General features: G+C 65.2%; 18 protein-coding genes. 12 read left to right on the top strand and 6 right to left on the bottom strand.

The annotated features are described in order from the left end of the window. Positions 1–393: 393 nt before the first annotated feature. Positions 394–1809: a DEAD/DEAH box helicase gene (locus D7Y61_RS05305; protein WP_180865401.1), complete on the bottom strand. Its 1416-nt coding sequence runs from the start codon at positions 1807–1809 to the stop codon at positions 394–396. A gap of 605 nt (positions 1810–2414) precedes the next feature. On the opposite strand from D7Y61_RS05305, the gene D7Y61_RS05300 reads away from it, so the two are divergent. Together D7Y61_RS05300 and maiA are read left to right on the top strand one after the other, a co-directional pair. After that, positions 2415–3404, top strand: a complete 990-nt coding sequence (locus tag D7Y61_RS05300; RefSeq protein WP_180865400.1) for a fumarylacetoacetate hydrolase family protein — start codon at positions 2415–2417, stop codon at positions 3402–3404. Positions 3405–3418: 14 nt separating this feature from the next. Then, positions 3419–4087 (top strand): maleylacetoacetate isomerase, encoded by a 669-nt coding sequence (gene maiA / locus D7Y61_RS05295; RefSeq protein ID WP_180865399.1) that lies wholly within the window; start codon positions 3419–3421, stop codon positions 4085–4087. Positions 4088–4167: 80 nt separating this feature from the next. Here maiA and D7Y61_RS05290 read toward each other — a convergent pair whose 3' ends face one another. Next, a complete protein-coding gene (locus tag D7Y61_RS05290) occupies positions 4168–5295 on the bottom strand; it encodes a PilT/PilU family type 4a pilus ATPase (protein WP_004154068.1) in 1128 nt (375 codons plus the stop codon). A 121-nt stretch (positions 5296–5416) separates the two neighbouring features. Here D7Y61_RS05290 and D7Y61_RS05285 point away from each other — a divergent pair, with 121 nt between their 5' ends. The 10 genes from D7Y61_RS05285 (at position 5417) to D7Y61_RS05240 (ending at position 17376) form a co-directional block, all read left to right on the top strand. Further along, a complete protein-coding gene (locus tag D7Y61_RS05285) occupies positions 5417–5782 on the top strand; it encodes a DUF4398 domain-containing protein (RefSeq protein WP_180865434.1) in 366 nt (121 codons plus the stop codon). Further along, positions 5779–6663 carry a hypothetical protein gene (locus tag D7Y61_RS05280; protein ID WP_180865398.1) on the top strand — a complete coding sequence of 295 codons (885 nt, stop codon included), beginning with the start codon at positions 5779–5781 and terminating at the stop codon, positions 6661–6663. Before D7Y61_RS05285 ends, D7Y61_RS05280 begins: the two co-directional genes overlap by 4 nt. A 323-nt stretch (positions 6664–6986) precedes the next feature. Beyond that, on the top strand, positions 6987–7223 hold the full coding sequence (locus tag D7Y61_RS05275) for a YdcH family protein (RefSeq protein WP_180865397.1): 237 nt from the start codon (positions 6987–6989) through the stop codon (positions 7221–7223). A gap of 300 nt (positions 7224–7523) precedes the next feature. Further along, on the top strand, positions 7524–8894 hold the full coding sequence (locus D7Y61_RS05270) for a pyridoxal-phosphate dependent enzyme (RefSeq protein ID WP_180865396.1): 1371 nt from the start codon (positions 7524–7526) through the stop codon (positions 8892–8894). Between the two features lie 123 nt (positions 8895–9017). Continuing rightward, a complete protein-coding gene (locus D7Y61_RS05265) occupies positions 9018–10202 on the top strand; it encodes a cystathionine gamma-synthase (protein ID WP_180865395.1) in 1185 nt (394 codons plus the stop codon). Next, positions 10202–10996, top strand: coding sequence for an ABC transporter permease (locus D7Y61_RS05260; RefSeq protein WP_180865394.1), 795 nt, complete (start codon positions 10202–10204; stop codon positions 10994–10996). Before D7Y61_RS05265 ends, D7Y61_RS05260 begins: the two co-directional genes overlap by 1 nt. Continuing rightward, positions 10986–12341, top strand: a complete 1356-nt coding sequence (locus tag D7Y61_RS05255; protein ID WP_180865393.1) for an ABC transporter ATP-binding protein — start codon at positions 10986–10988, stop codon at positions 12339–12341. The genes D7Y61_RS05260 and D7Y61_RS05255 overlap by 11 nt, the downstream gene beginning before the upstream one ends. Next, positions 12341–15697, top strand: coding sequence for a glycosyltransferase (locus tag D7Y61_RS05250; RefSeq protein ID WP_180865392.1), 3357 nt, complete (start codon positions 12341–12343; stop codon positions 15695–15697). The genes D7Y61_RS05255 and D7Y61_RS05250 overlap by 1 nt, the downstream gene beginning before the upstream one ends. Positions 15698–15855: 158 nt before the next feature. After that, positions 15856–16326, top strand: a complete 471-nt coding sequence (locus tag D7Y61_RS05245; RefSeq protein ID WP_180865391.1) for a hypothetical protein — start codon at positions 15856–15858, stop codon at positions 16324–16326. A gap of 54 nt (positions 16327–16380) precedes the next feature. After that, on the top strand, positions 16381–17376 hold the full coding sequence (locus D7Y61_RS05240; RefSeq protein ID WP_345776225.1) for an acyltransferase family protein: 996 nt from the start codon (positions 16381–16383) through the stop codon (positions 17374–17376). 81 nt (positions 17377–17457) lie between these two features. Here the strand turns inward: D7Y61_RS05240 and D7Y61_RS05235 are convergent, their stop codons facing one another. From D7Y61_RS05235 to D7Y61_RS05220, 4 genes are read right to left on the bottom strand one after another with little or no spacing between them, the layout of a single operon-like run. Continuing rightward, on the bottom strand, positions 17458–19371 hold the full coding sequence (locus tag D7Y61_RS05235; RefSeq protein ID WP_180865389.1) for a hypothetical protein: 1914 nt from the start codon (positions 19369–19371) through the stop codon (positions 17458–17460). Next, the gene (gene rffA / locus D7Y61_RS05230) at positions 19368–20501 is read right to left on the bottom strand and encodes a dTDP-4-amino-4,6-dideoxygalactose transaminase (protein ID WP_180865388.1); all 1134 of its coding nucleotides are present in this window, start codon (positions 20499–20501) and stop codon (positions 19368–19370) included. The genes D7Y61_RS05235 and rffA overlap by 4 nt, the downstream gene beginning before the upstream one ends. Positions 20502–20531: 30 nt before the next feature. Then, positions 20532–21158: a class I SAM-dependent methyltransferase gene (locus D7Y61_RS05225; protein ID WP_180865387.1), complete on the bottom strand. Its 627-nt coding sequence runs from the start codon at positions 21156–21158 to the stop codon at positions 20532–20534. Positions 21159–21161: 3 nt separating this feature from the next. Beyond that, a complete protein-coding gene (locus D7Y61_RS05220) occupies positions 21162–21527 on the bottom strand; it encodes an EamA family transporter (RefSeq protein ID WP_010480655.1) in 366 nt (121 codons plus the stop codon). Between the last annotated feature and the right edge of the window lie 3 nt (positions 21528–21530).

Raw genomic sequence — 21530 nt, 5'->3', positions numbered from 1 at the left:
CGGCCTCCCCTTGACAGTTTCCTGCGGGCGCGGACGCATCAAACCCCAAGGCGGGAGCGAGGGCAAAAGCAGCAACACTGGCTTTTGCCTTTGCCTTTGAATTTGAATTTGATCTTTCTTTTCCCGGCTACCCGGCGGGAGAGGAAGGCGCAGGCAATGCTTGAAGCGGATGGGCATGGGGGCAGCGCAGAACCGTTGGCGCCATGGATGGCGCCATCGAGCTTACATGGACGTATTTACGGCGTGTTCTGCGCTGCCCCCATGCCCATCCGCCCTCGGCACTGCCACCGCGTGCTCTATCGCCCGGTAGCCAGCAACAAAAAAGGACGGCGCGTCAGCGCCGTCCTTCGTTAAGCCCCCGCGCATCTGGAAGCAGCAACCATGCGAGCTGGATCAGCCGGCGCGACCGCCGCCGTTGCCACCCTGGCCGCGGCCACGGCCGCCACCATTGCCACCACCGCCACGACGCTGGCCCTGACCCGCACCGGCACGCTGCTGGCCATTGCCACCGCCCTCACGACGGCCGCCACCGGCCTTCTTCGGGCCGGCATGCGCATGGCGCGGTGCATCGCCGTGCGGACGGCGTGCGTGGCTCTTGCGCGGCGCGCGCTCGCCGGTGTCGTGCTCGGCCTTGCCCGGCGCACTGTTGCCCCAGCGGATCGGGGTCTGCAGTTCAAAGCCGGGCACATCACGGATGTCCATGTCGCGGCCGAGCAGGCGCACGATCGCGCGCAGCAGCTTCACTTCATCCTGCGCCACCAGCGAGATCGCTTGGCCGGTCGAACCGTTGCGGCCGGTACGGCCGATGCGGTGCACGTAGTCCTCGGCCACCATCGGCAGGTCGAAGTTGATCACCTTCGGCAGCTCGTTGATGTCGATGCCACGTGCGGCGATGTCGGTGGCCACCAGCACGGTCATGCGGCCGGCCTTGAAATCGCCCAGTGCACGCAGACGCTGGCCCTGGCTCTTGTTGCCGTGGATTGCCGCAGTCTTGATGCCCGACTTTTCCAGGAACGACGCCAGCTTGTCGCTGCCGTGCTTGGTGCGAGCGAACACCAGCGTCTGCTCGCGGCTGTCCTGCGCCAGCAGGTGCAGCAGCAGGTCGCGCTTGCGGCCGGCATCGACCGGGTGCACGCGGTGGGTGATGGTTTCGGCCACGGTGTTCTTCGGCGTCACCTGGATCTGTTCCGGGTTGCGCATGAACTCCAGCGCCAACTGGCGGATGTTGTCCTCGAAGGTGGCCGAGAACAGCAGGGTCTGGCGGTTCTGCTTCGGCAGCTTGGCCAGGATGCGCTTGATCGACGGCAGGAAGCCCATGTCGAGCATGCGGTCGGCTTCGTCCAGCACCAGCAGTTCAATGCCGGACAGGTCGATGCTGCGACGCTCCAGGTGGTCGATCAGGCGGCCCGGGCAGGCCACCAGCAGGTCCACGCCACGGCGCAGGATGTCCAGCTGGTTGCCCATGCCGACGCCGCCGTAGATGCAGGCGCTGGGAATGCGCAGATACTTGCTGTAGCCGCGCAGGCTGTCATGCACCTGGGTGGCCAGTTCGCGGGTCGGGGCCAGGATCAGCGCACGCGGCTTGCGCGGGCCGCTGCGCACTTCCTGCGAGGCGGTGCCCAGGTGCTGCAGCAGCGGCAGGCCGAACGCGGCGGTCTTGCCGGTGCCGGTCTGTGCGCCGGCCAGCAGGTCGCGACCGGCCAGCGCCAGCGGAATCGCCTGCTGCTGGATCGGGGTCGGGTTTTCGTAGCCCTGCTCGGCAAGCGCACGCAGCAGGAAGGGCGCCAGGCCCAGCGATTCAAAAGACATTGAGTTTGCTCCAAGTACAAGAAACGCCTGTCCGATTGGACAGACGGGGGCAGATCAAACTGATCGGCTGACTCGGAGCGTTCCCGTGAACCGCGCTGCGAGAAGTTGGGTGCAGCCGGCACGGAGCGCAGGCTGGAATGCGTGACGAACGGTGTCGGAGTGGGGGCGGGCGACGGGGCGGACCCCGGACGCCGGCGATCCCGAAGGGAAACGGACGGCCGCTGCAGACCCGCCTAGTCTAACCGATGGCTGAGACCTCGCGCAAAAAGCCCCGTTCAGGTAGGGGGCTCTCTCTGCAGGGCTGCGCCCTGCACCTGCAGAGGCCGAAGTAACGTCAACGTCAACGTCAAAAGCGGGTTCCCTGAGGGGGGGCGGGGTGGGTCCGGTGGCGGGAGACGCCGCAATCCGACACCGCCCCGGCAACCCACGGAAAGGCCGCTGTTGCTGTTGCTTCGGCTGTTGCCCTGGCTTGAAGCAGGTGCAGGGTGCAACCCTGCCGAACCCCCCACTACGGTAGGGTGGGCCGATGCCGCGCTGCAGCTTGGCGTCGCCGCAGATTTGATTACACTTGAAACTTGTTTGCCCACGACTCCGGACACCCACCCATGAAGCTTGGTTCTTTGAAGGAAGGCGGCCGCGACGGCACCCTGATCGTCGTCTCGCGTGACCTGCGCCACGGCGTGCGCGCCACCGGTATTGCCGCCACCCTGCAGCAGGCCCTGGAGGACTGGAGCCACATCGCGCCGCGCCTGAACGCGCTGTACGAATCGCTCAATGCCGGCGACGCCGACGGCGTGTTCGATCTGGATGTGCAGGCGCTGGCCGCGCCGATGCCGCGCGCCTATGAATTCGTCGACGGCAGCGCCTACCTGCCGCACGTCGAGCGCGTACGCCGCGCCCGCGGCGCCGAAGTGCCGGAGAGCTTCTACACCGACCCGCTGATGTACCAGGCGACCAGCGCCGGCTTCTACGGCCCGCGCGATGCGGTCAAGGTGGTCAGCGAGGACTACGGCATCGACCTGGAAGCAGAGATCGTGGTGATCACCGACGACGTGCCGATGGCGGCCACCCCTGAACAGGCGGCGGGCCACATCCAGCTGGTCGGCCTGGTCAACGATGTCTCGCTGCGCAACCTGATTCCCGGCGAGCTGGCCAAGGGCTTCGGCTTCCTGCAGTCCAAGCCGCGTTCGGCGCTGTCGCCGGTGTTCGTCACCCCTGACGAGCTGGGCGCTGCCTGGCAGGACAGCAAGGTGCACCTGCCGCTGCTGACCCACATCAACGGGCAGTGGTTCGGTGCGCCGGAAGCCGGCGTGGACATGCAGTTCAACTTCGCCCAGCTGGTCGCGCATGCGGCCAAGACCCGCCCGCTGGGTGCTGGCACCATCGTCGGCTCGGGCACCATCGCCAACGAAGACACCAGCAAGGGTGCATCGTGCTTCGCCGAGCAGCGCGTGGTCGAAACCCTGCGCGATGGCAAGCCGAGCACGCCGTTCATGTCGTTCGGCGATGTGGTGCGTATCGAGATGCTCGATGCCGCCGGCAACAGCATCTTCGGTGCCATCGAACAGCGCATCGAACAGGCGGCCAAGCCCTGAGCATGGAGGTGGCGATGGACATCCTGGTTGACGACGGCATCGTGCTGTACACCTACTGGCGATCCAGTGCCGCCTACCGCGTACGCATCGGCCTGGAGCTGAAGGGCCTGGCCTGGGAGGCCCGGCCGGTGCACCTGGTGCGCGACGGTGGCGAGCAGCACCTTGACGCTTATCGCGCACTCAATCCGCAGCAGCTGGTGCCGACCCTGCTGCACGAGGGGCACACGCTTACCCAGTCGCTGGCGATCGTCGAGTACCTGGACGAGCGCTTCCCTCAGGTGCCGCTGCTGCCGGCCGATGCCGCCGGCCGTGCGCGGGTGCGTACACTGGCCCAACTGGTGGCCTGCGACATCCACCCGATCAACAACCTGAGGGTGATGCAGTACCTGGAGCGCAGCCTGCAGCTGCCGGCCGATGCCCGCACGCAGTGGACCCTGCACTGGATCGCCGAGGGCTTCGCGGCGATGGAGACGATGCTGGCCAACAGCCGCGACACCGGCGCCTTCTGCCACGGCGACCGCCCCGGTCTGGCCGACCTCTGTCTGTTGCCGCAGCTCTACAACGCACACCGCTTCGGTCTGGACCTGACGCCTTATCCAACGCTGCGCCGGATAGAAGCAGCGTGCCAGGCGCTGGATGCCTTCGAACACGCGCGCCCGGAAAACCAGCTCGACGCCGCGTAAACCAAAAAAAAGGGGACGGAGGGGATTAAGTCGTTTGTGCCATAAACGACTTAATCCCCTCCGTCCCCTTTTTCGTGCTGTCAGAAGCCGTGGGTGATGCTGGGCGCGCCAGCAGAGAAATCGGCGTACGGGTCGTGCTCGCCGCTGCTGCCTTCGGACAGGCGGAACTTCAGGGCCAGGCCATCGCGTGAGTCGGCCGCGCGCAGCGCCTCCTCTTGATCGATGACGCCAGCCTTGGCCAGCCGGAACAGGCACTGGTCGAAGCTCTCCATACCTTCCTCCAGCGAGCCTTCCATCGCCGCCTTGATCTCGTGCACCTGGCCGCGGCGGAGCAGGTCGCGGATCATCGGCGTGTTGATCAGCACCTCGGTGGCCGGCAGGCGACGGCCTTCCTTGTTCTTCACCAGACGCTGGCTGATCACCGCACGCAGGTTCAGCGCCAGGTTCATCAGCACGTTCTTGTGCGCGCTTTCCGGGAAGAAGTTGAGGATGCGCTCGATGGTCTGGTCGGCGTTGTTGGAGTGCAGGGTGGCCAGGCACAGGTGGCCGGTTTCGGCAAAGGCGATCGCCGCCTCCATCGTTTCCGCGTCCAGGATCTCGCCGATCAGAATCACATCCGGCGCTTCACGCATCGCGTTCTTCAGCGCGTTGTGGAAGGCATGCGTGTCCAGCCCGACCTCGCGCTGGTTGACGATCGACATCTTGTGCTTGTGCAGGTACTCGATCGGATCCTCGATGGTGAGGATGTGACCGGTGGTGGTGCTGTTGCGGTGGTCGATCATCGACGCCAGCGAGGTGGACTTGCCGGAGCCGGTGGACCCCACCACCAGCACCAGCCCGCGCGGGGTCATGATGACGTCCTTCAGCACCTGCGGCAGGTTCAGCTCCTCGATGCTCGGGATGCGGCTGCGGATGGCGCGGATGACCATGCCGACCTCGCCACGCTGCTTGAACACGTTGACGCGGAAGCGCCCGGCATCGGGCAGGGCGATGGCCATGTTGAGCTCCAGCTCGCGCTCGAACTGCGGCACCTGGCCTTCGTCCATCAGCGAGTAGGCGATCTTCTTGACCATGCCCGGCGGCAGGCCGGTGTTGCCCAGCGGATAAAGCTTCCCTTCGATCTTGATGTAGACCGGTGCTCCGGTGGTCAGGAACATGTCCGAAGCGTTCTTTTCGGTCATCAGCTTCAGGAAGTAGCCGATATCCATTGCGAATTTTCCCCAACGAAACGGCCGACGCCCGTTGCCAGCACGGTGTCGGCTTGACGACAATGGCCGTGAACCGACAACCGGTACGGCCTCCCCAATGAAACGACCTAGCTTCGCACGAATGCGCCATGGCCTGTATGTGATGGCGTTTGCATTCGCACTGTCTGCCCCCGCATGGGCGCAGGACGCCGCACTGGAACTGGCACAGGCCCGGCAGGCGGTCGACAAGGCCACCCAGGCCGATGCCGACCAGTACGCCTCGGACCTGATCGGGCTGGCCCGGCAGGGGCTGGAACAGGCGCAGCGCGCCGCCGGCGACCGCCGTGAGCGCAAGAACGCCCCGGCAATGGCCCTGCGCGCCGCTGCCGATGCCGATCTGGCCCGCGCCCGCAGCGAGGAGGCCACCGTCACCGCGCAGCTGCAGCTGCGTCGCAACGAGGTCAACCAGCTGCAACGCCAGCTGTCGACCGGGGAGGACCGCCGGTGAAGCCGATGACCGCCGCAACCCTGGCCGCGCTGCTGGCGCTGCCGAGCCTGGCCATGGCCGCCGATAACCCGATGGTGGCGCAGCTGAGCCAGCGCCTGATGGCCATCCAGGCCAATCCCGACACCGCCGAGCTGGGTGCCTTCGAGCGCATGCAGGCCCAGCAGGCCATCGCCACCCTGGACAAGGCCAAGCGCCGCGATCAGGAGCTGGCCACCTATCTGGCCGAGCGCCGGGTGGAAATCGCCGAGACCGCCGTGCGCACCGCGCTGGCCGCACGTGAGGTCGACCGTCTTGATCGCACCCGCAGCGACCTGCTGATCGAGGCCAGCCGCCGCGACGCCGCCCGTGCCCGCCAGGAGGCCGAACAGCTGCGCATGCAGGCGCAGATGCAGGCCGAGGAGGCCGAGCGCCTGCGCCAGGCTGCCGAGGCCGAGACCCTGGCCCGCCAGGACGCCGAGAACGCCCTGACCAGCGTAGCCGGCAAGCAGCAGCAGCGCCTCAGCGCCGCCCAGCAGAACGCGGCCAAGCTGGCCCGCGAGGAAGCCGAGCTGGTGTCCGGGCAGAAGCTGCCGGGCTCGAAGTTCGACGGGCGCGGTGAGGTCTTCACCTTCAGCGGTGATGCCTTTGCCGCCGGGGCCTCCAGCCTGTCCGGTGGTGCCCGCAACCAGGCCAGGGCACTGGCCGAGTACCTGAACATCGGCAAGAAGGGCCGCCTGCGCATCGAGGCTTACGACAGCGCCAATGGCGTCGGCCAGAAGCGCGCCGAGGCGCTGCGTGACGCCCTGGTTGCTGGGGGTGTCGCGAGCAACCGGATCCAGCTGAGCGGCAAGAAGGCCGCCTCTACCCGGGCGCGCTCGGCCGAGGTCATCATCGCCCCGTAATTGATTGATATTGTTTGTTTTTCGTTGCGATGAGCATTCAGCCTGAACCCCGCCCCGGCGGGGTTCGGCCTTTTTGACGCGGGGGCTTGAACCCCGCCTTGAGCAGGCGTAGGGTCAATCGTCCGGGACGCAATGCCGCGGACCGGACGATGGGAGGGCCGGGCCGATGCAAGCAGGGCGCGAACCGCAGCAGACCGACGTGCGCAGGCCAGTGCCGCAGGTCGTTGCAGGCGTCCAGGTGGCCATCGACCGGCGCTCCTCCATGAACAACGCCCCGTGCCTTGCGGCCGGGGCGTTCGTGTATCTGTCGAAGGAGGTCCATCATGTTTGAAGATCAGCCCCAGAGCGAGATCGACGCCCGTCGCGCGCGTGATCCGGAGTTCAGGGCACTCCATGACCAGCACCGCAAGTTGAACAAGAAGTGCATGGATGCGGAGTTGGGTGTACTCCCGATCGATGATGTCACCCTGGGTCGCATGAAGCGCGAGAAGCTGCTGGCCAAGCAACGACTTCTGCGAATGTACGCAACACCGCTTACAGCACCATCCCCCACGCTTTGACGCACCCCGTCACGCCCGGAACGGCGTGGCACGGCCATCGATGGCCCCGCCGGGCGCTCCTGCCCTGGCATCGCGGCACCGCCGATGAGGCGGCCGCGCCAAGGCACCACAGGCCGTGGTGCCTTGGCCTGCAGGCACAACTCACCGATGCGGGCGGTACTGGTCTCCTCGTCGATCCGGGGCCGTCCGCATCTCTTTTTCGCGGCGGGCATACCGCTGCTCTGCCGACCTGACTTTCATCGCCATCCGTCGGATAATCATCGGTCCGGCCCTGCGTGGCGCGAACCGAAAGTCCTCCGAATGCCCATCCATTCTTCCGTCCTCGAACTCATCGGCCAGACCCCGATCGTCAAGGCCCAGCGCCTGGACACCGGCGTCTGCGAGCTCTACCTGAAGCTGGAGAGCGCCAACCCGGGCGGATCGATCAAGGATCGCATCGGCCTGTCGATGATCGAGGCGGCGGAGAAGCGCGGCGACCTGAAGCCCGGTGCCACCCTGGTCGAGGGCACCGCCGGCAACACCGGGCTGGGCCTGGCGCTGGTGGCCCAGCAGAAGGGCTACAAGCTCATTCTGGTCGTTCCCGACAAGATGAGCCGGGAAAAGATCTTCAATCTGAAGGCGATGGGCGCCGAAGTACGCCTGACCCGCTCGGACGTGGCCAAGGGCCACCCGGAGTACTACCAGGATCTGGCCAAGACCATCGCCGAGCAGACTCCGGGCGCCTACTTCATCAACCAGTTCGGCAACCCGGACAACCCGGCCGCACATGAATTCGGTACCGGCCCGGAGATCCTGGAGCAGATGGGCGGTGATCTCGATGCCATCGTGTTCGGCTGCGGCAGCTCGGGCACCATGACCGGCCTGTCGCGTGCCTTCGCCAAGCTGTCGCCGAAGACCGAGCTGGTGCTGGCTGACCCGGTCGGCTCGATCCTGGCCGAGTACATCAACGACGGCAACCTCAACGACAAGTCGGGCAGCTGGCTGGTAGAGGGCATCGGCGAGGACTTCCTGCCGTCGATCTCCGATTTCAGCCGGGTGAAGAAGGCCTATGCCATCAGCGACGCCGAGAGCTTCCACACCGCGCGCGAACTGCTGGGCAAGGAAGGCATCCTGGGTGGCTCGTCCACCGGCACCCTGCTGGCCGCCGGCCTGAAGTACTGCAAGGAGCAGACCACGCCGAAGAAGGTGCTGGTGCTGGTGCCGGATACCGGCAACAAGTACCTGTCGAAGATGTACAACGATTACTGGATGCTGGATAACGGCTTCCTGCAGCGCCCGCAGCATGGCGACCTGCGCGACCTGATCCTGCGCCCCTATGGCCAGCGCGACACTGTCGTGATCGGCCCGAACGATCTGCTGACCACCGCCTACCAGCGCATGAAGCTGTATGACGTGTCACAGTTGCCGGTGATGGAGGGTGACCAGTTGGTCGGCATCGTCGACGAAAGCGACGTGCTGCTGCACGTCTATGGCGATGAGGCACGCTTCCGTGACAGTGTTGCCACCGCGATGGTCAGCAAGCTGGACCGGCTGGACGTCAAGTCGCCGATCGAAGCCCTGCTGCCGGTGTTCGACCGTGGCCAGGTGGCGATCGTGATGGACGGTGATGCCTTCCTGGGCCTGATCACCCGCATCGACCTGCTGAACTACCTGCGCCGCCGCGTGCAGTAACTCGCTGATCGCTGCAGATCGCCGCTGAATTCCGGTTTATTCGCGTCAAAGCTTGTTAAGGCTGCGCTGATAGACTCCCGATCCTTTGACGGCGCCGTACGCCGGCGCCATTCAGGAAACGATATGTCCCACTCCTCCTCACCCGAGCGCGCGCTTGCCCTGGCCACGCTGGCCATCCATGGCGGCCAGTCGCCCGACCCCAGCACCGGCGCGGTGATGCCGCCGATCTACGCTACCTCGACCTATGCGCAGTCCAGCCCGGGCGAGCACCAGGGCTTCGAGTACTCGCGTACCCACAACCCGACGCGCTTCGCCTACGAGCGCTGCGTTGCGTCGCTGGAAGGCGGCACCCGTGGCTTTGCGTTCGCTTCGGGCATGGCGGCCAGCTCGACCGTGATCGAGCTGCTGGACGCCGGCAGCCACGTGGTGGCGATGGATGACATCTACGGCGGCAGCTTCCGCCTGTTCGAGCGCGTGCGTCGCCGCACCGCCGGGCTGGACTTCAGCTTCGTCGACCTGACCGATCTGGTCGCATTCGAGGCATCGATCACGTCGAAGACGAAGATGGTCTGGATCGAGACCCCGACCAACCCGATGCTGAAGATCGTCGACATTGCCGCAGTCGCCGCCATCGCCAAGCGCCATGGCCTGATCGTGGTGGTCGACAACACCTTCGCCTCGCCGATGCTGCAGCGCCCGCTGGAACTGGGTGCGGACCTGGTGCTGCATTCGGCCACCAAGTACCTCAATGGCCACTCGGACATGGTCGGCGGCATGGTGGTGGTGGGCGACAACGCCGAACTGGCCGAGCAGATGGCCTTCCTGCAGAACTCGGTGGGTGGCGTGCAGGGCCCGTTCGACAGCTTCCTGGCGCTGCGTGGCCTGAAGACCCTGCCGCTGCGCATGAAGGCGCACTGCGCCAACGCGCTGGCCTTGGCCCAGTGGCTGGAAAAGCACCCGGCGGTGGAAAAGGTGATCTACCCGGGCCTGCCTTCGCACCCGCAGCATGAACTGGCCGGCAAGCAGATGGCCGGCTACGGCGGCATCGTCTCGATCGTGCTCAAGGGCGGGTTCGAAGCGGCCAAGCGTTTCTGCGAGAAGACCGAACTGTTCACTCTGGCCGAGTCGCTGGGCGGCGTGGAAAGCCTGGTCAACCACCCGGCGGTGATGACGCACGCCTCGATTCCTGTCGCCCGCCGCGAGCAGCTGGGCATCAGCGATGCGCTGGTGCGGCTGAGCGTGGGCGTGGAGGATCTGGGGGATCTGCAGGTGGATCTGGAGCGGGCGCTGGTGCAGCAGGCCGGCTGATGGGAATCCTCTCGGTTTTCGGCAAGCATCGTTCGCTGACGTTCGAACTGAGCCAGCGCGAAGTCCTGGGCCGCTATCGTGGCGCCAGTTTCGGCCTGTTGTGGTCGTTGATCAGCCCGTTCCTGATGCTGCTGGTCTACACCCTGGCCTTCGGCTTCGTGATGAAAGGCCGCTGGCCGGGATCGACCGGATCGACCACCGACTTTGCACTGATCCTGTTCGCGGGCCTGACCGTGCACGGATTCTTCGCTGAGTGCTTCACCCGCGCTCCACAGCTGATCGTAGCCAACACTGGCTACGTGAAGCGTGTGGTGTTCCCGCTGGACATCCTGGTGTGGAGCATGACCTTCTCGGCGCTGTTCCACCTGTTGATGAACATGGTGGTGCTGCTGCTGCTGCAGCTGGCGATCAAGGGCAGTATCCCGGCCACTGCCATCCTGCTGCCGGTGGTGGTCATCCCGCTGGTGATCCTCACCGCGGGCGTGGGCTGGATCGTCTCGTCGCTGGGCGTATACCTGCGTGACATCGGCCAGATCGCCGGGGTGATGGCGGCGGCGATGCTGTTCCTGTCCTCCGCCATCGTGCCGGTCGAATCGGTGCCGGAAAGCTATCGCATCGTGTTCGAGCTGAACCCGCTGACCTTCATCATCGACCAGGTGCGCGAAGTCGTGATCTGGGGCCGTCTGCCCGACTGGGCCGGCCTTGGTCTCTACACCCTGATCGCCTGTGCGGTGGCGCTGCTGGGCCATCGCATGTTCAACAAGCTGCGCGTGGGGTTCGCCGATGTCCTCTGAGCTGACCGACGGCGACATCGTCATCGATGTGCAGGGCGTGGGCAAGTCGTATCACATGTACGAACGGCCCTCGCACCGGCTGTTGCAGGCCCTGGCCGGCAAGCGCAGGTCCTTCTACAAGGATTTCTGGGCGCTGCGTGGCGTCAGTTTCTCGATCCGCCGCGGGCAGACGGTGGGCATTGTCGGCCGCAACGGCTCGGGCAAGTCCACCCTGCTGCAGATGATCGCTGGCACCCTCAACCCGACCGAAGGCCGCATCACCGTCAAAGGGCGGGTCGCGGCGCTGCTGGAGCTGGGTAGCGGCTTCAATCCGGAATTCACCGGGCGCGAGAATGTCTACCTCAATGCCACGATCCTCGGCCTGAGCCGGCCGCAGATCGAAGCGCGCATGGACAGCATCCTGGCCTTCGCCGACATCGGTGAATTCATCGACCAGCCGGTGCGCAGTTATTCCAGCGGCATGTCGGTACGCCTGGCCTTTGCCGTCATTGCCCATGTCGATGCCGACATCCTGATCATCGACGAGGCGCTGGCCGTCGGTGATGCCTTCTTCTCGCAGAAGTGCATGCGCTTCCTGCGCGAGTTCCAGAAGAACGGAACGCTGCTGTTCGTCAGCCATGACGCGGCCGCGGTGACCAACCTGTGCGAAAGCGCGGTGTGGCTGCAGCACGGACAGATGCGCCTGTCGGGCACGTCACAGGAAGTGATTGAAGCGTACATGACCGAGCAGCACGTGGTGGGCCGTCGCGAGGCGGGCGCGGATGACGTGGTGGTCGAAAAGAAGCAGCGACGCCTGGTTACCGATGCACCGGACTTCCGCCTTGAGGCGCTGCAGGCAGCCGGTGCCAGCAACCGCATCGCGTTGTTCCAGTTCGATCCGGACAATGTCGGGCAGGAGTTTGGTGCCCAGGGTGCGCGCATCGTCGATGTGGCGCTGAACGATGAGGCGGGGGCGCCGCTGGGCATGGCCGAGGGAGGCGAGCTGGTCCGCCTGCGCATCCGTGTCGAGCTGATGCAGCCGCTGGACAGCCTGATCGTCGGCTTCTACGTCAAGGATCGCCTGGGCCAGCGCCTGTTCGGCGACAACAGCTACTTCGCCTGCAAGGACAGTCCCGTGGGCGGCCAGGCAGGTGAAAGCGTCGTCGCCTCGTTCCTGTTCCGCATGCCGGTGATGCCGTCCGGCTCCTACATGATCGATGCTGCGGTGGCCTCCGGCGACCAGCACGATCACACCCAGCAGCACTGGATCCACGACGCGTTGGAGTTCCGCGCGATCGACGAGACGATGCGCTTCGGCCTGGTGGGTCTGCCCATGCTGGCCATCGATGTCACCAAGGAATCCTGATGATCGAGTTCACCGGCGAACGTTTCGTCCCTACCGAACAGGGTGTCATCCGTCAGGAGCACCTGCACCGGTATGCGTGGTGCCTGCCCCTGGTGGAAGGCAAGGACGTGCTGGATGTGGCCAGCGGTGAAGGCTATGGCAGCGCGATGCTGGCCAGCCGCGCGCGTTCGGTCACGGGCGTGGATATTTCCCATGACGCCGTTGCGCATGCTGCGGAGCGCTACGTCGACCGCACCAACCTGCAGTACCTGCAGGGCTCGGCTGCGGCGATCCCGCTGCCCGATGACAGTGTTGATGTCGTGATCTCGTTCGAGACGATCGAACACCTGTACGAGCAGGAAGAGATGATGTCCGAGATCCGCCGCGTGCTGCGGCCGGATGGCGTGATGATCATGTCCTCGCCGAACAAGGAGGTCTACTCCGACCGCGCGGGCTACCACAACGAGTACCACGTGAAGGAGCTGTACCTGGGCGAGTTCCAGGCGCTGGTCTCACGGTATTTTCCTGCTGCGCGACTGTGCGGGCACCGCATGTCGGTCTGTTCGACGATCACCCTGCTGGATGACAGCCCGGCACAGCCGGTGTACCAGGCGTTGACCGATACCGGCGAAGGTGTGCAGGAGCGTGCGGCGGTCATCCCCGATGCGGTCTACTTCGTGGTTGTGGCGGCGGCCGATGCTTCGCTGCTGCCGCAGTTGCCCGCGTCCATCCTGTATACCGAAGCCGAAGACCTCTACGCCCATCACCATGAAGTAGCGCGCTGGGCGCAGGCACAGGATGCCGAAATCGGTGAGCTGCGCGGCCATGTGGTACGCGAGCAGGGTGTGGTGGCTCAACTGCATGGCCAGCTTGATGCGGCGCAGGACGCACTGGCGGGCGAGATGGCCAGGGCCGACCGCCTGGAAAAGGCGATGGCCGAAATCTGGGAGGCACGCGCGCAGCTGCAGCAGCAGATCAACGCTGTTTCCGGCCTGACCGATGCCGCGCGCAGCGCCCTGCAGGAGCAGCATGCGCAGATCGAGCAGCTGATGCAGCGTTCCGGGGTCACCCAGCCGGCAACGGCAGGGGGGCTGGCGACGGGAGGGGAGCCGCAGGATGTTTCAGCGGTACTGGAGTCGTATCGCGCCGAGCTTGAGTCGCTGCAGGCCCTGACTGCCTCGCTGATCGCCTCCCGCTCCTGGCGCATCACCAAACCGATCCGCTTGGCGGGCCGCGTGCTGCGAGGCGAGTGGCACGCGGTGTTGCAGTCATTGCGAAATTCCGGGTTGGCTCGTCATCCCTTGATGAAGCCCTTCGTTCCGATGGCCAAGCGCATGCTGCTGAGCCAGGCAGCAGCGGTTCCTGCGCCGATGGATGGGCTGCTGCTGGACGAAGTACGCCGCGACCCGCAGGCGGTGCAGCAGGGGCTGCGCTTTGCCGAGGCCGTGGATCCGGTCGTCAGCATCGTCATACCCACCTACGGCAACTACGAGCAGAGCCTGGCCTGCGTGGCCTCGATCGCGCGCGTGGGTGCACGCGTATCGTTCGAGGTTCTGGTACTGGAGGACGTTTCCGGTGATGCGCGGATCGATGCGCTGGGCAGTATTCCGGGCCTGCGCTATCACGTCAATCCGAAGAACCTCGGTTTCCTTCGCTCCTGCAACCAGGCGTTGACGTTGGCCAAGGGCCGTTACGTCTACCTGCTCAACAACGACACCGAAGTGCGGCCGGGCTGGCTGGATGCCTTGGTGGACGTTTTCCAGACACATCCGGATGCCGGCCTGGTGGGCTCCAAACTGGTCTACCCGGATGGCCGCCTGCAGGAGGCCGGTGGCATCGTCTGGTCAGATGGCAGCGCGTGGAATTTCGGGCGCCTGCAGGATCCATCCCTGCCGGCCTATGGCTATCTGAAGGAAGCCGACTACGTCTCCGGTGCCTCGATCATGCTGCCGATGCAGCTGTTCCAGGAGCTCGGTGGCTTCGACGAGCATTTCGCCCCTGCCTACTATGAAGACACCGACATCGCCTTCCGTGTGCGCGAGCGTGGGTTGAAGGTCTACATGCAGCCGGCATCGGTCGTGGTGCATTACGAAGGCGTGTCCAGCGGCACTGATGAGGGCAGCGGGGTCAAGGCATGGCAGGCGGTCAACCGCGACAAATTCCTCGCGCGCTGGATGCCGACCCTGGAACAGGGCCAGTTCGCCAATGGCGAGCATGTGTTCCTGGCGCGGGACCGTTCGCGCAACAAACGCCACGTGCTGGTGGTGGACCACTATATTCCACAGCCTGACCGTGACGCAGGCTCGCGCGCGACCTGCCAGGTGATGCATACCCTGCTGGAAGAGGGATGCCAGGTCACGTTCTGGCCTGCCAATGCCTACTACGATGACCAGTACGCGCCGCCACTGCAGCGCAAGGGCATCGAAGTGATGCATGGCAGTGGCTGCGTTGGCGTGGCTGGGTTCGAGGCGTGGATGGCCGCCAATGGCCAGTATCTGGACGTGGTCATCCTCAACCGGCCCCATGTCTCGGCTGAGCTGGTAGCCAGCGTGCGCCGCCACAGCAGCGCCACCCTTGTCTATTACGGGCACGACATCCATCACCTGCGCATGCAGCAGCAGTTGCAGCTGCAGCCGGACGACGATCTGGCACGTGAGGCCGCGCGCACCCGTGATTTTGAGTATGCCCTCTGGCAACAGGCGGACGTGGTGCTGTATCCGTCCGCGGACGAAACCACCCATGTACGTGCGTGGCTGGCCAGCCATGCACCGTCGGCACGGACGCGTGCCGAGACCATCCCGCTGTACGCCTATGAACCTGTTGCCGATGCCGATGTGCCGGGCCCGGAGCAGCGCCGCGACATCCTGTTCGTGGCCGGCTTCGCGCATGCGCCCAATGTGGACGCAGCACAGTGGTTTGTCAGCGAAGTGCTGCCCCGGGTGCAGGCACAGGTGCCCTCGGTCCGGTTGAGCCTGGTCGGCTCCAGCCCGCGTCCGGAAATCCAGGCGATGGCGTCTGATCGCATCGACGTGACCGGATACGTCAGCGACGATGCCCTGGCCGGTTGGTACCGGCGTGCACGCGTGGCCGTTGCACCATTGCGCTTCGGCGGTGGGGTCAAGGGCAAGGTGCTGGAAAGCCTGCGCAATGGCCTGCCATGCGTGACCACCTCGATTGGCATGCAGGGCCTGGGCGATGCATCGGCGTTCATGCCCACCGCTGAGGACGCTGAAGGCATGGCTGCGCAGATCGTGTCGTTGCTGGGCGATGATGCGCGGTGGCAGCAGGTGTCTGATGGCGGCCGTGCATTCATTGCACAGCACTACTCCGATGATGCGCTGCGGCGAATCCTGACCGCTGCTGTTGCGGCACGCTGAAGCACCGTTCCGTTCCCCACCGTCATTGACGTCGGCGGGGGACGAGGCCAACCGTCGGGCCCGCGGGGGATGTGAACGCGGGCTTTACGCTGTAGGGCGCATGGGTAAGAATGCCTCGTTTCCGCCGCCCTCCGGTGGCGATCGGTAGGGAGCATTGCATGGGGATTCAATCGCGCACGTTGCTGGCATGCGTGCTGGCGCTGGCCCTGGCGGCCTGTTGTGACGAGGCCGGTCGCCGTCGCGCGGGTGCCATCGGAACCACGTCCGAGGCGCCGGGCATGCAGGCTGCTGTGACCGACGCGTCCGTTGCCGGCATGAGCCTGGTTCATGCCAGTGTTGCAGGCATGGTGGTCGAACCCAGGGTGCTCAAGCTGGATTGCAGCGGCGCGGCCGGTGCGTCCGCCGAAGTGCAGGTGGCGTGGAAGTCCGAGGTTCCGAATGCCGCCTTCGTGCAGATCACGGTTGGCAGCCTCACGCAGACACCCAAGGTCTGGGTGGAAGGTACGGCTGCGGGCACGGAGGCCACCGGACCGTGGATCAATGACGGTTCGGTATTGACCTTCAGTGACGGCAACGGCAATACCCTCGCCACTGTTCGCGCGGTAGCCACCGCATGCCCGTCCCGTTGACGGCATGCTGACCCTGCGCCCTTGTTTTCTGCCCATTGGAGCAGTTCCTTGAAAATGCCTGTGTTTGGATTCGGCGCAAGCCGGTTCGTGCTCGCGTCGTTGGTGGCGGCGTCCCACTTGTGGTCGAACATGCCGCATGGCTACGCGGCCTACGCGGTGTGGGCATTCTTCGTACTCAGCGGCTTCCTGATGACGCTGGTGTTGACCACCAAGTACGGCTTTGATCGCGCCGGCCTGAAGGCCTACGCATTCAACCGTTTCATGCGGATCTTCCCGCTGTACTGGCTGGCGGCGATCATGGGCCTGCTGACGCTCTGGTATTACGGCAGCGTCGGCATCGACCTGCGCCCGATCAATGGCGAGTTCCACATGCCCCGTGGCCTGCAGGACTGGGCGTACGTGATCACGCTGTTCCCGGGCATTACCCGGGGTGGCCTGCCGGTTCCGGTGGCGAATGCGCTGGCCATTGAAGTGGGCTTCTATCTGCTGATGCCGATGATGGCAACCTCACGTGGTGCGGCTGCGCTTGGTGTGGTTATCGGCGCCCTCATCAATCTCAAGCTTGGCATCCATCAGGACAGCTTTGGCGAGCGGTATGCCACGTTCCTGCCTTGCCTGTTGCCGTTCGCGACCGGCGCCCTGGTCTGCCATTACCGTGAATCGCTGGCGAGCATCCGCATGCCGGCCATCAGCTGCGCAGCCTGGTTGCTGCATGGCGCGGTCTGGTTCTTCGTGCCGAGCTGGCCATGGGACTGGGGCCTGTACGCGTCATTGCTGCTTTCAGCGTGGATGGTGGTGTCACTGCACCAGCAACGTGGCGGCAAGCTGGACAAGATGCTGGGCGACCTGAGCTATCCGATCTATCTGATCCACACCACGGTGGCTGCCTGGTTCGTCTGTGCCTGCGGATTCACCCGCCCGTTCACAACCTTCTTCCTGCCAGCGTTCGCGGCCACGGTCGCGCTGTCGTGGTTGATCGTCGTGTTGATCGATCGCCCTTTGTCGCGGCTGAAGCGCAAGCCGCCCGCGCACGTGGTTGAAGCGCGCTGAGAAAGGGCCAGTATCAGGAAGAGTGAAGCAAGCCGGTGCGGTGAAGTCCGCACCGGCCTTTTTTTGGGCCGGTGTTCTGGCTCAGCGTGCTGGGGAGCCGATCGCGCAAGGAGGCAGATCGAGCTGCTGCTGGGCCAGGACACCTTGGCTGTCCGAGCGGACCAGCGACAGTACCGAGTGATCGGGAAGCGCATGCTCCACGGTCAGCGCTGGCTCCGCCGCAGCGGTGCTGGCCAGCAGCGTGCGTTGCGCACCGACCGAATCGACCCACAGCTGGGCGCCGAACGGTGCCAGGTCACGGGTGTCCAGATGGATGCGAACCGGCTGCGCTGCGGAGGTGCCACCGGCGCAGCTCCCGGACAGTGGCTCGGCCAGCAGTGAGGCCTTGACCGGTGCGCCCGCGATTCGACGGTCGAAGCGCTGCTCCTGTACCGCCCCGGGGCCGAAACCGGGCACCGTTGCCAGTGACGGGTACAGGCGGTTGCGGATCTGGAAGCGGTTGGAGAAGACATTCAGCTGCTTGTCCACCAGCAGCGAGATCAACTTGCCCCGCTCTTCCTCGGGGTAACCGCACACCGTCATGATGTCGGGGCAGGCGGTCGGTGGTGTGCGCGGATCGGTGGCCAGACGCTGCATGGCCAAGGCAGTGTTCTGCCAGTAGGGAATCAGGTAATGCGGCAGCTTCCAGTTATAGCGCGACGCCTGCCATTGCACGGCCAGCAGGCCGACGACCAGCAGCAGGATGGCACCCTGCTCGACGCGCCACGCCTTGGGCGATGCGTGCGCCGAAGCCGGCGCGGATGCATCGGGACGGGTCAGCCGGTAGTGGAACATCACTGCGATGGCGACCAGGTTGATCTGATAGGACATCACATAGCGGGGCTGATGCAGGTAGTTCCAATCGAACGCCGGCACACGGCTGAGGATGATGCCGGCGGTCAGTGCATACGCAACCAGCATCAGGAACGTGGCCATCGCCAGGGTCCGGTTGTAGGTACGCCTCCGCCAGGCACCGGCTACGGTTACCCAGAAGAACACCTGCAGGGCCAGGACGGCGCCGGCGCAGACCATGACCGCTGTCTGCGTGGCCTTGGGGAATCGAGCCGACAACAGTTCCAGATGGATCAGGCCGTCCGAGAACGGAATCAGCAATCCTTTCAGCGCATCGGCGGTCAACAGTGATTCGGCAAGGCCACGGCTGGGCAGCATGGTGGCGCCCGTGCCTGCCCGCATGGCAACCCACCACAGGAAACCCCGGACCAGGATCAGGGCGACCACCGCAGCAACGAGGGCGATTGCCTTGTCGCGCCGCGAGGCGGTGAGCAGCGGCACGCAGGCGAGTGCGGTTGCGATCACCAGGACCAGCGCGATCTCATCGGTACACAGCCCCAGCAACAGCGTGGCGGCAAACACGAGCCACGGCCGGGCCTGCTGCAGCTGGGTCATCACCAGCGAGAAATACAACGCACCCAGCAGCAGCGGGATGTATCCCAGCGTCGCCAGCGGCCAGGTGAAGATGTTGGAGCTGTTGAGCGACAGGCCCAGCGCGAAGACCAGGCCGATGCACAACCAGGCGTACGCATTGCGCATCGGGCTGGCCAGTGCGTGGCGTGGCATTTCACGTGCCACGGCACAGCACCAGGCGATGCCGATGAGGATGCCGATCAGGCCTTCAACACGGAAGTCCATGTCGAAGTACTTGGTGTGGAACAGCAGTACCAGTTTCTGCAGCGGTTGTGCGTGGTCGCCCACGCCACGCTGCATGAACAGATCCAGGAAGGTCAGCGAGCCGTCGAAATAGCGCGGCAGGAAACTTTCCAGGAAATACCAGGCATCGGACTGCACCAGCGGTGTAGCGACAGCATCACTGAACAACAGCGCATTGCAGGAGGCAGCGATTGCAAGCAGCACGCCGAACGCGCGCAGCATGAACGCGAGCGACCCGATGCCAGGCGGGGTCAGCAGCCTGGCGGGTGCCTTGTGGGCCTCACTCATGCGTACTGCCTCAGTGCCGCGTCGGCTGCCTCCATGACCGCGTCCAGTTGCGGTTCCACGCCGATCCACAGCGGCATGCGCACCAGCCGCTGGCTGATGTCATCGGTGACGGTCATCGGCGAGCCGGTGCGGCCGTAGGCCGTGCCGGCCGGCGAGGAGTGCAGGGGGATGTAGTGGAACACGGTCTGCACGCCCTGCGCCTTCATCTCCTGGATGAACTGGCTGCGCACTTCCAATGACGGCAGCAGCATGTAGTACATGTGCGCATTGTGGCTGCAGTGCGCCGGAATCGTCGGACGGGTCAGGCGCCCTTCTGCTTCGTGCGCCGCCGCCCAGTGGTGGTAGCGGTCCCAGATCGCAAGGCGGCGTCGGGTGATGTCTTCGGCCGAGTCCATCTGCGCAGCCAGGAATGCAGCAGTGATCTCACCGGGCAGGAAGGAGGAGCCCAGGTCCACCCAGGTGTACTTGTCAACCTGGCCGCGGAAGAAGCGGCTGCGGTTGGTGCCCTTCTCGCGGATGATCTCGGCGCGCTCGGCATGCTGGCGGTCGCGGCACAACAGTGCGCCACCTTCACCGGAAATGATGTTCTTGGTCTCGTGGAAGCTCAGTGCGCCCAGATCGCCAATGGTGCCCAGTGGGCGCCCCTTGTAGGTGGACATGATGCCCTGCGCGGCATCTTCCACCACTGCCAGGCCATGTCGAGCCGCGATGTCCAGGATTGCATCCATCTCGCACGAGACGCCGGCGTAGTGCACAACACAGATGGCCTTGGTGCGCGGCGTGATGGCTGCTTCGATGAGCGTCTCATCGATGTTGAGGGTATCGGCGCGGACATCGACGAAGACCGGTACCGCACCGCGCAGCACGAAGGCGTTGGAGGTGGAAACGAACGTGTAGGACGGCATGATCACTTCGTCGCCCGGAACCAGGTCCAGCAGCAGGGCCGCCATTTCCAGCGCTGCGGTGCACGAATGCGTCAGCAGTGATGCCTGGGCGCCGGTGCGCTCGTTCAACCAGGCGTGGCACTGCTTGGTGAACGGGCCGTCGCCGCTGAGATGGCCATTGGCGTGGGCGTGAGTGATGTTGACCAGCTCCTGGCCAGTCATGTACGGCTTGTTGAACGGAATCACTGCTGCTCCTGAACGTGGCTGGGCCGCAGCTCAGCGCACGCATTCCATGATGTAGTGGGTGTAGGGTACGTACAGCATATCGCCCCTGACCCGGCCGGATACCGTCGAGAATTCGGCTTCGGCCAGGGCCCGATAGGCGTCGGGGGTGCGGATGCTCTGCCCGCGGTCACGGGCGATCAACGCGTGCGCGATGGCCGATTGGCCTTCGACATACGCACCGTCAAGAGAGATGAAGCGGCCACCGGGCTTGAGCGCCGCGCGCGCGGTGCGCATCAGCGCACGGGCGCGGTCGTCGTCGAGGTGGTGGAGGATGCCGATGGCCAGTACCAGATCGGCCTGCTGTTGCTCGCCGCCGGCCAGCTGGTAGTCGGCCACGTCCATGCACTCGAAACGTGCACGTCCGCCAAAACGCTGGCGGGCTGCCTGGATGTAGGCTTCGGACAGATCGAAGCCAACGTAGTGCAGGCCGCCGGGCATCTGGCTGAAAAGTTCACCGGTGCCACAGCCGATATCCAGGATGCGGTCACCGGTACGCGGCCGTATGTGATCGCGGATCAGCCGGGCGCGGGAGCGGCGTGCGCCCAGCATGTTCTGTAGCAGGTCGTAGACCGCGGGGTGTGAAAGCACTGCGTGCAACCCATCGGTCTTCTGCGACATGGTTCAGGCTCCGGAACGAGACAGTACGATGACGCCGAGGATGATCAGGGCGGTGCCGGCGATCTTATGCGAGTCAAAGGACTCGCGGAAGAGCCATACCGCCAGGGTCGCGACCAGCGGGAAGCTCAGCGCGGTGAAGGGATAGGCCTTGCTCAGGGGCATCCGGCCAATGGCTGCCATCCAGCACAGCGAAGCACCGAAAGCCGCTGCAAAGGCGCTGATCACCCAGGGATTGAGCAGCAGGGTGATGACCGCGCGCGGATTCAGCCCGTCAATGGTCGCGCCGGGGTTGAGGCTGACCTGCCACTTCAGCATGAGCTGGCCGTAGACGGTCAGCAGGATGGTCAGGGCAATGAAAACGTAGCTCATCAG

The organism is Stenotrophomonas maltophilia (assembly GCF_013464485.1).
Taxonomy (GTDB): domain Bacteria; phylum Pseudomonadota; class Gammaproteobacteria; order Xanthomonadales; family Xanthomonadaceae; genus Stenotrophomonas; species Stenotrophomonas maltophilia_AW.
This window is presented reverse-complemented; position numbering and strand designations above follow the sequence as displayed.

Bases quoted from the DNA above. Each gene is read 5' to 3' on its own strand.
- D7Y61_RS05275 (WP_180865397.1), top strand. From the start codon at position 6,987: ATGTTTGAAGATCAGCCCCAGAGCGAGATCGACGCCCGTCGCGCGCGT.
- D7Y61_RS05305 (WP_180865401.1), bottom strand. From the start codon at position 1,809: ATGTCTTTTGAATCGCTGGGCCTGGCGCCCTTCCTGCTGCGTGCGCTT.
- D7Y61_RS05250 (WP_180865392.1), top strand. From the start codon at position 12,341: ATGATCGAGTTCACCGGCGAACGTTTCGTCCCTACCGAACAGGGTGTC.
- D7Y61_RS05300 (WP_180865400.1), top strand. From the start codon at position 2,415: ATGAAGCTTGGTTCTTTGAAGGAAGGCGGCCGCGACGGCACCCTGATC.
- D7Y61_RS05220 (WP_010480655.1), bottom strand. From the start codon at position 21,527: ATGAGCTACGTTTTCATTGCCCTGACCATCCTGCTGACCGTCTACGGC.
- D7Y61_RS05240 (WP_345776225.1), top strand. From the start codon at position 16,381: ATGCCTGTGTTTGGATTCGGCGCAAGCCGGTTCGTGCTCGCGTCGTTG.
- D7Y61_RS05225 (WP_180865387.1), bottom strand. From the start codon at position 21,158: ATGTCGCAGAAGACCGATGGGTTGCACGCAGTGCTTTCACACCCCGCG.
- D7Y61_RS05255 (WP_180865393.1), top strand. From the start codon at position 10,986: ATGTCCTCTGAGCTGACCGACGGCGACATCGTCATCGATGTGCAGGGC.
- D7Y61_RS05235 (WP_180865389.1), bottom strand. From the start codon at position 19,371: ATGAGTGAGGCCCACAAGGCACCCGCCAGGCTGCTGACCCCGCCTGGC.
- D7Y61_RS05245 (WP_180865391.1), top strand. From the start codon at position 15,856: ATGGGGATTCAATCGCGCACGTTGCTGGCATGCGTGCTGGCGCTGGCC.
- D7Y61_RS05270 (WP_180865396.1), top strand. From the start codon at position 7,524: ATGCCCATCCATTCTTCCGTCCTCGAACTCATCGGCCAGACCCCGATC.
- maiA (WP_180865399.1), top strand. From the start codon at position 3,419: ATGGACATCCTGGTTGACGACGGCATCGTGCTGTACACCTACTGGCGA.
- D7Y61_RS05285 (WP_180865434.1), top strand. From the start codon at position 5,417: ATGCGCCATGGCCTGTATGTGATGGCGTTTGCATTCGCACTGTCTGCC.
- D7Y61_RS05260 (WP_180865394.1), top strand. From the start codon at position 10,202: ATGGGAATCCTCTCGGTTTTCGGCAAGCATCGTTCGCTGACGTTCGAA.
- D7Y61_RS05265 (WP_180865395.1), top strand. From the start codon at position 9,018: ATGTCCCACTCCTCCTCACCCGAGCGCGCGCTTGCCCTGGCCACGCTG.
- D7Y61_RS05290 (WP_004154068.1), bottom strand. From the start codon at position 5,295: ATGGATATCGGCTACTTCCTGAAGCTGATGACCGAAAAGAACGCTTCG.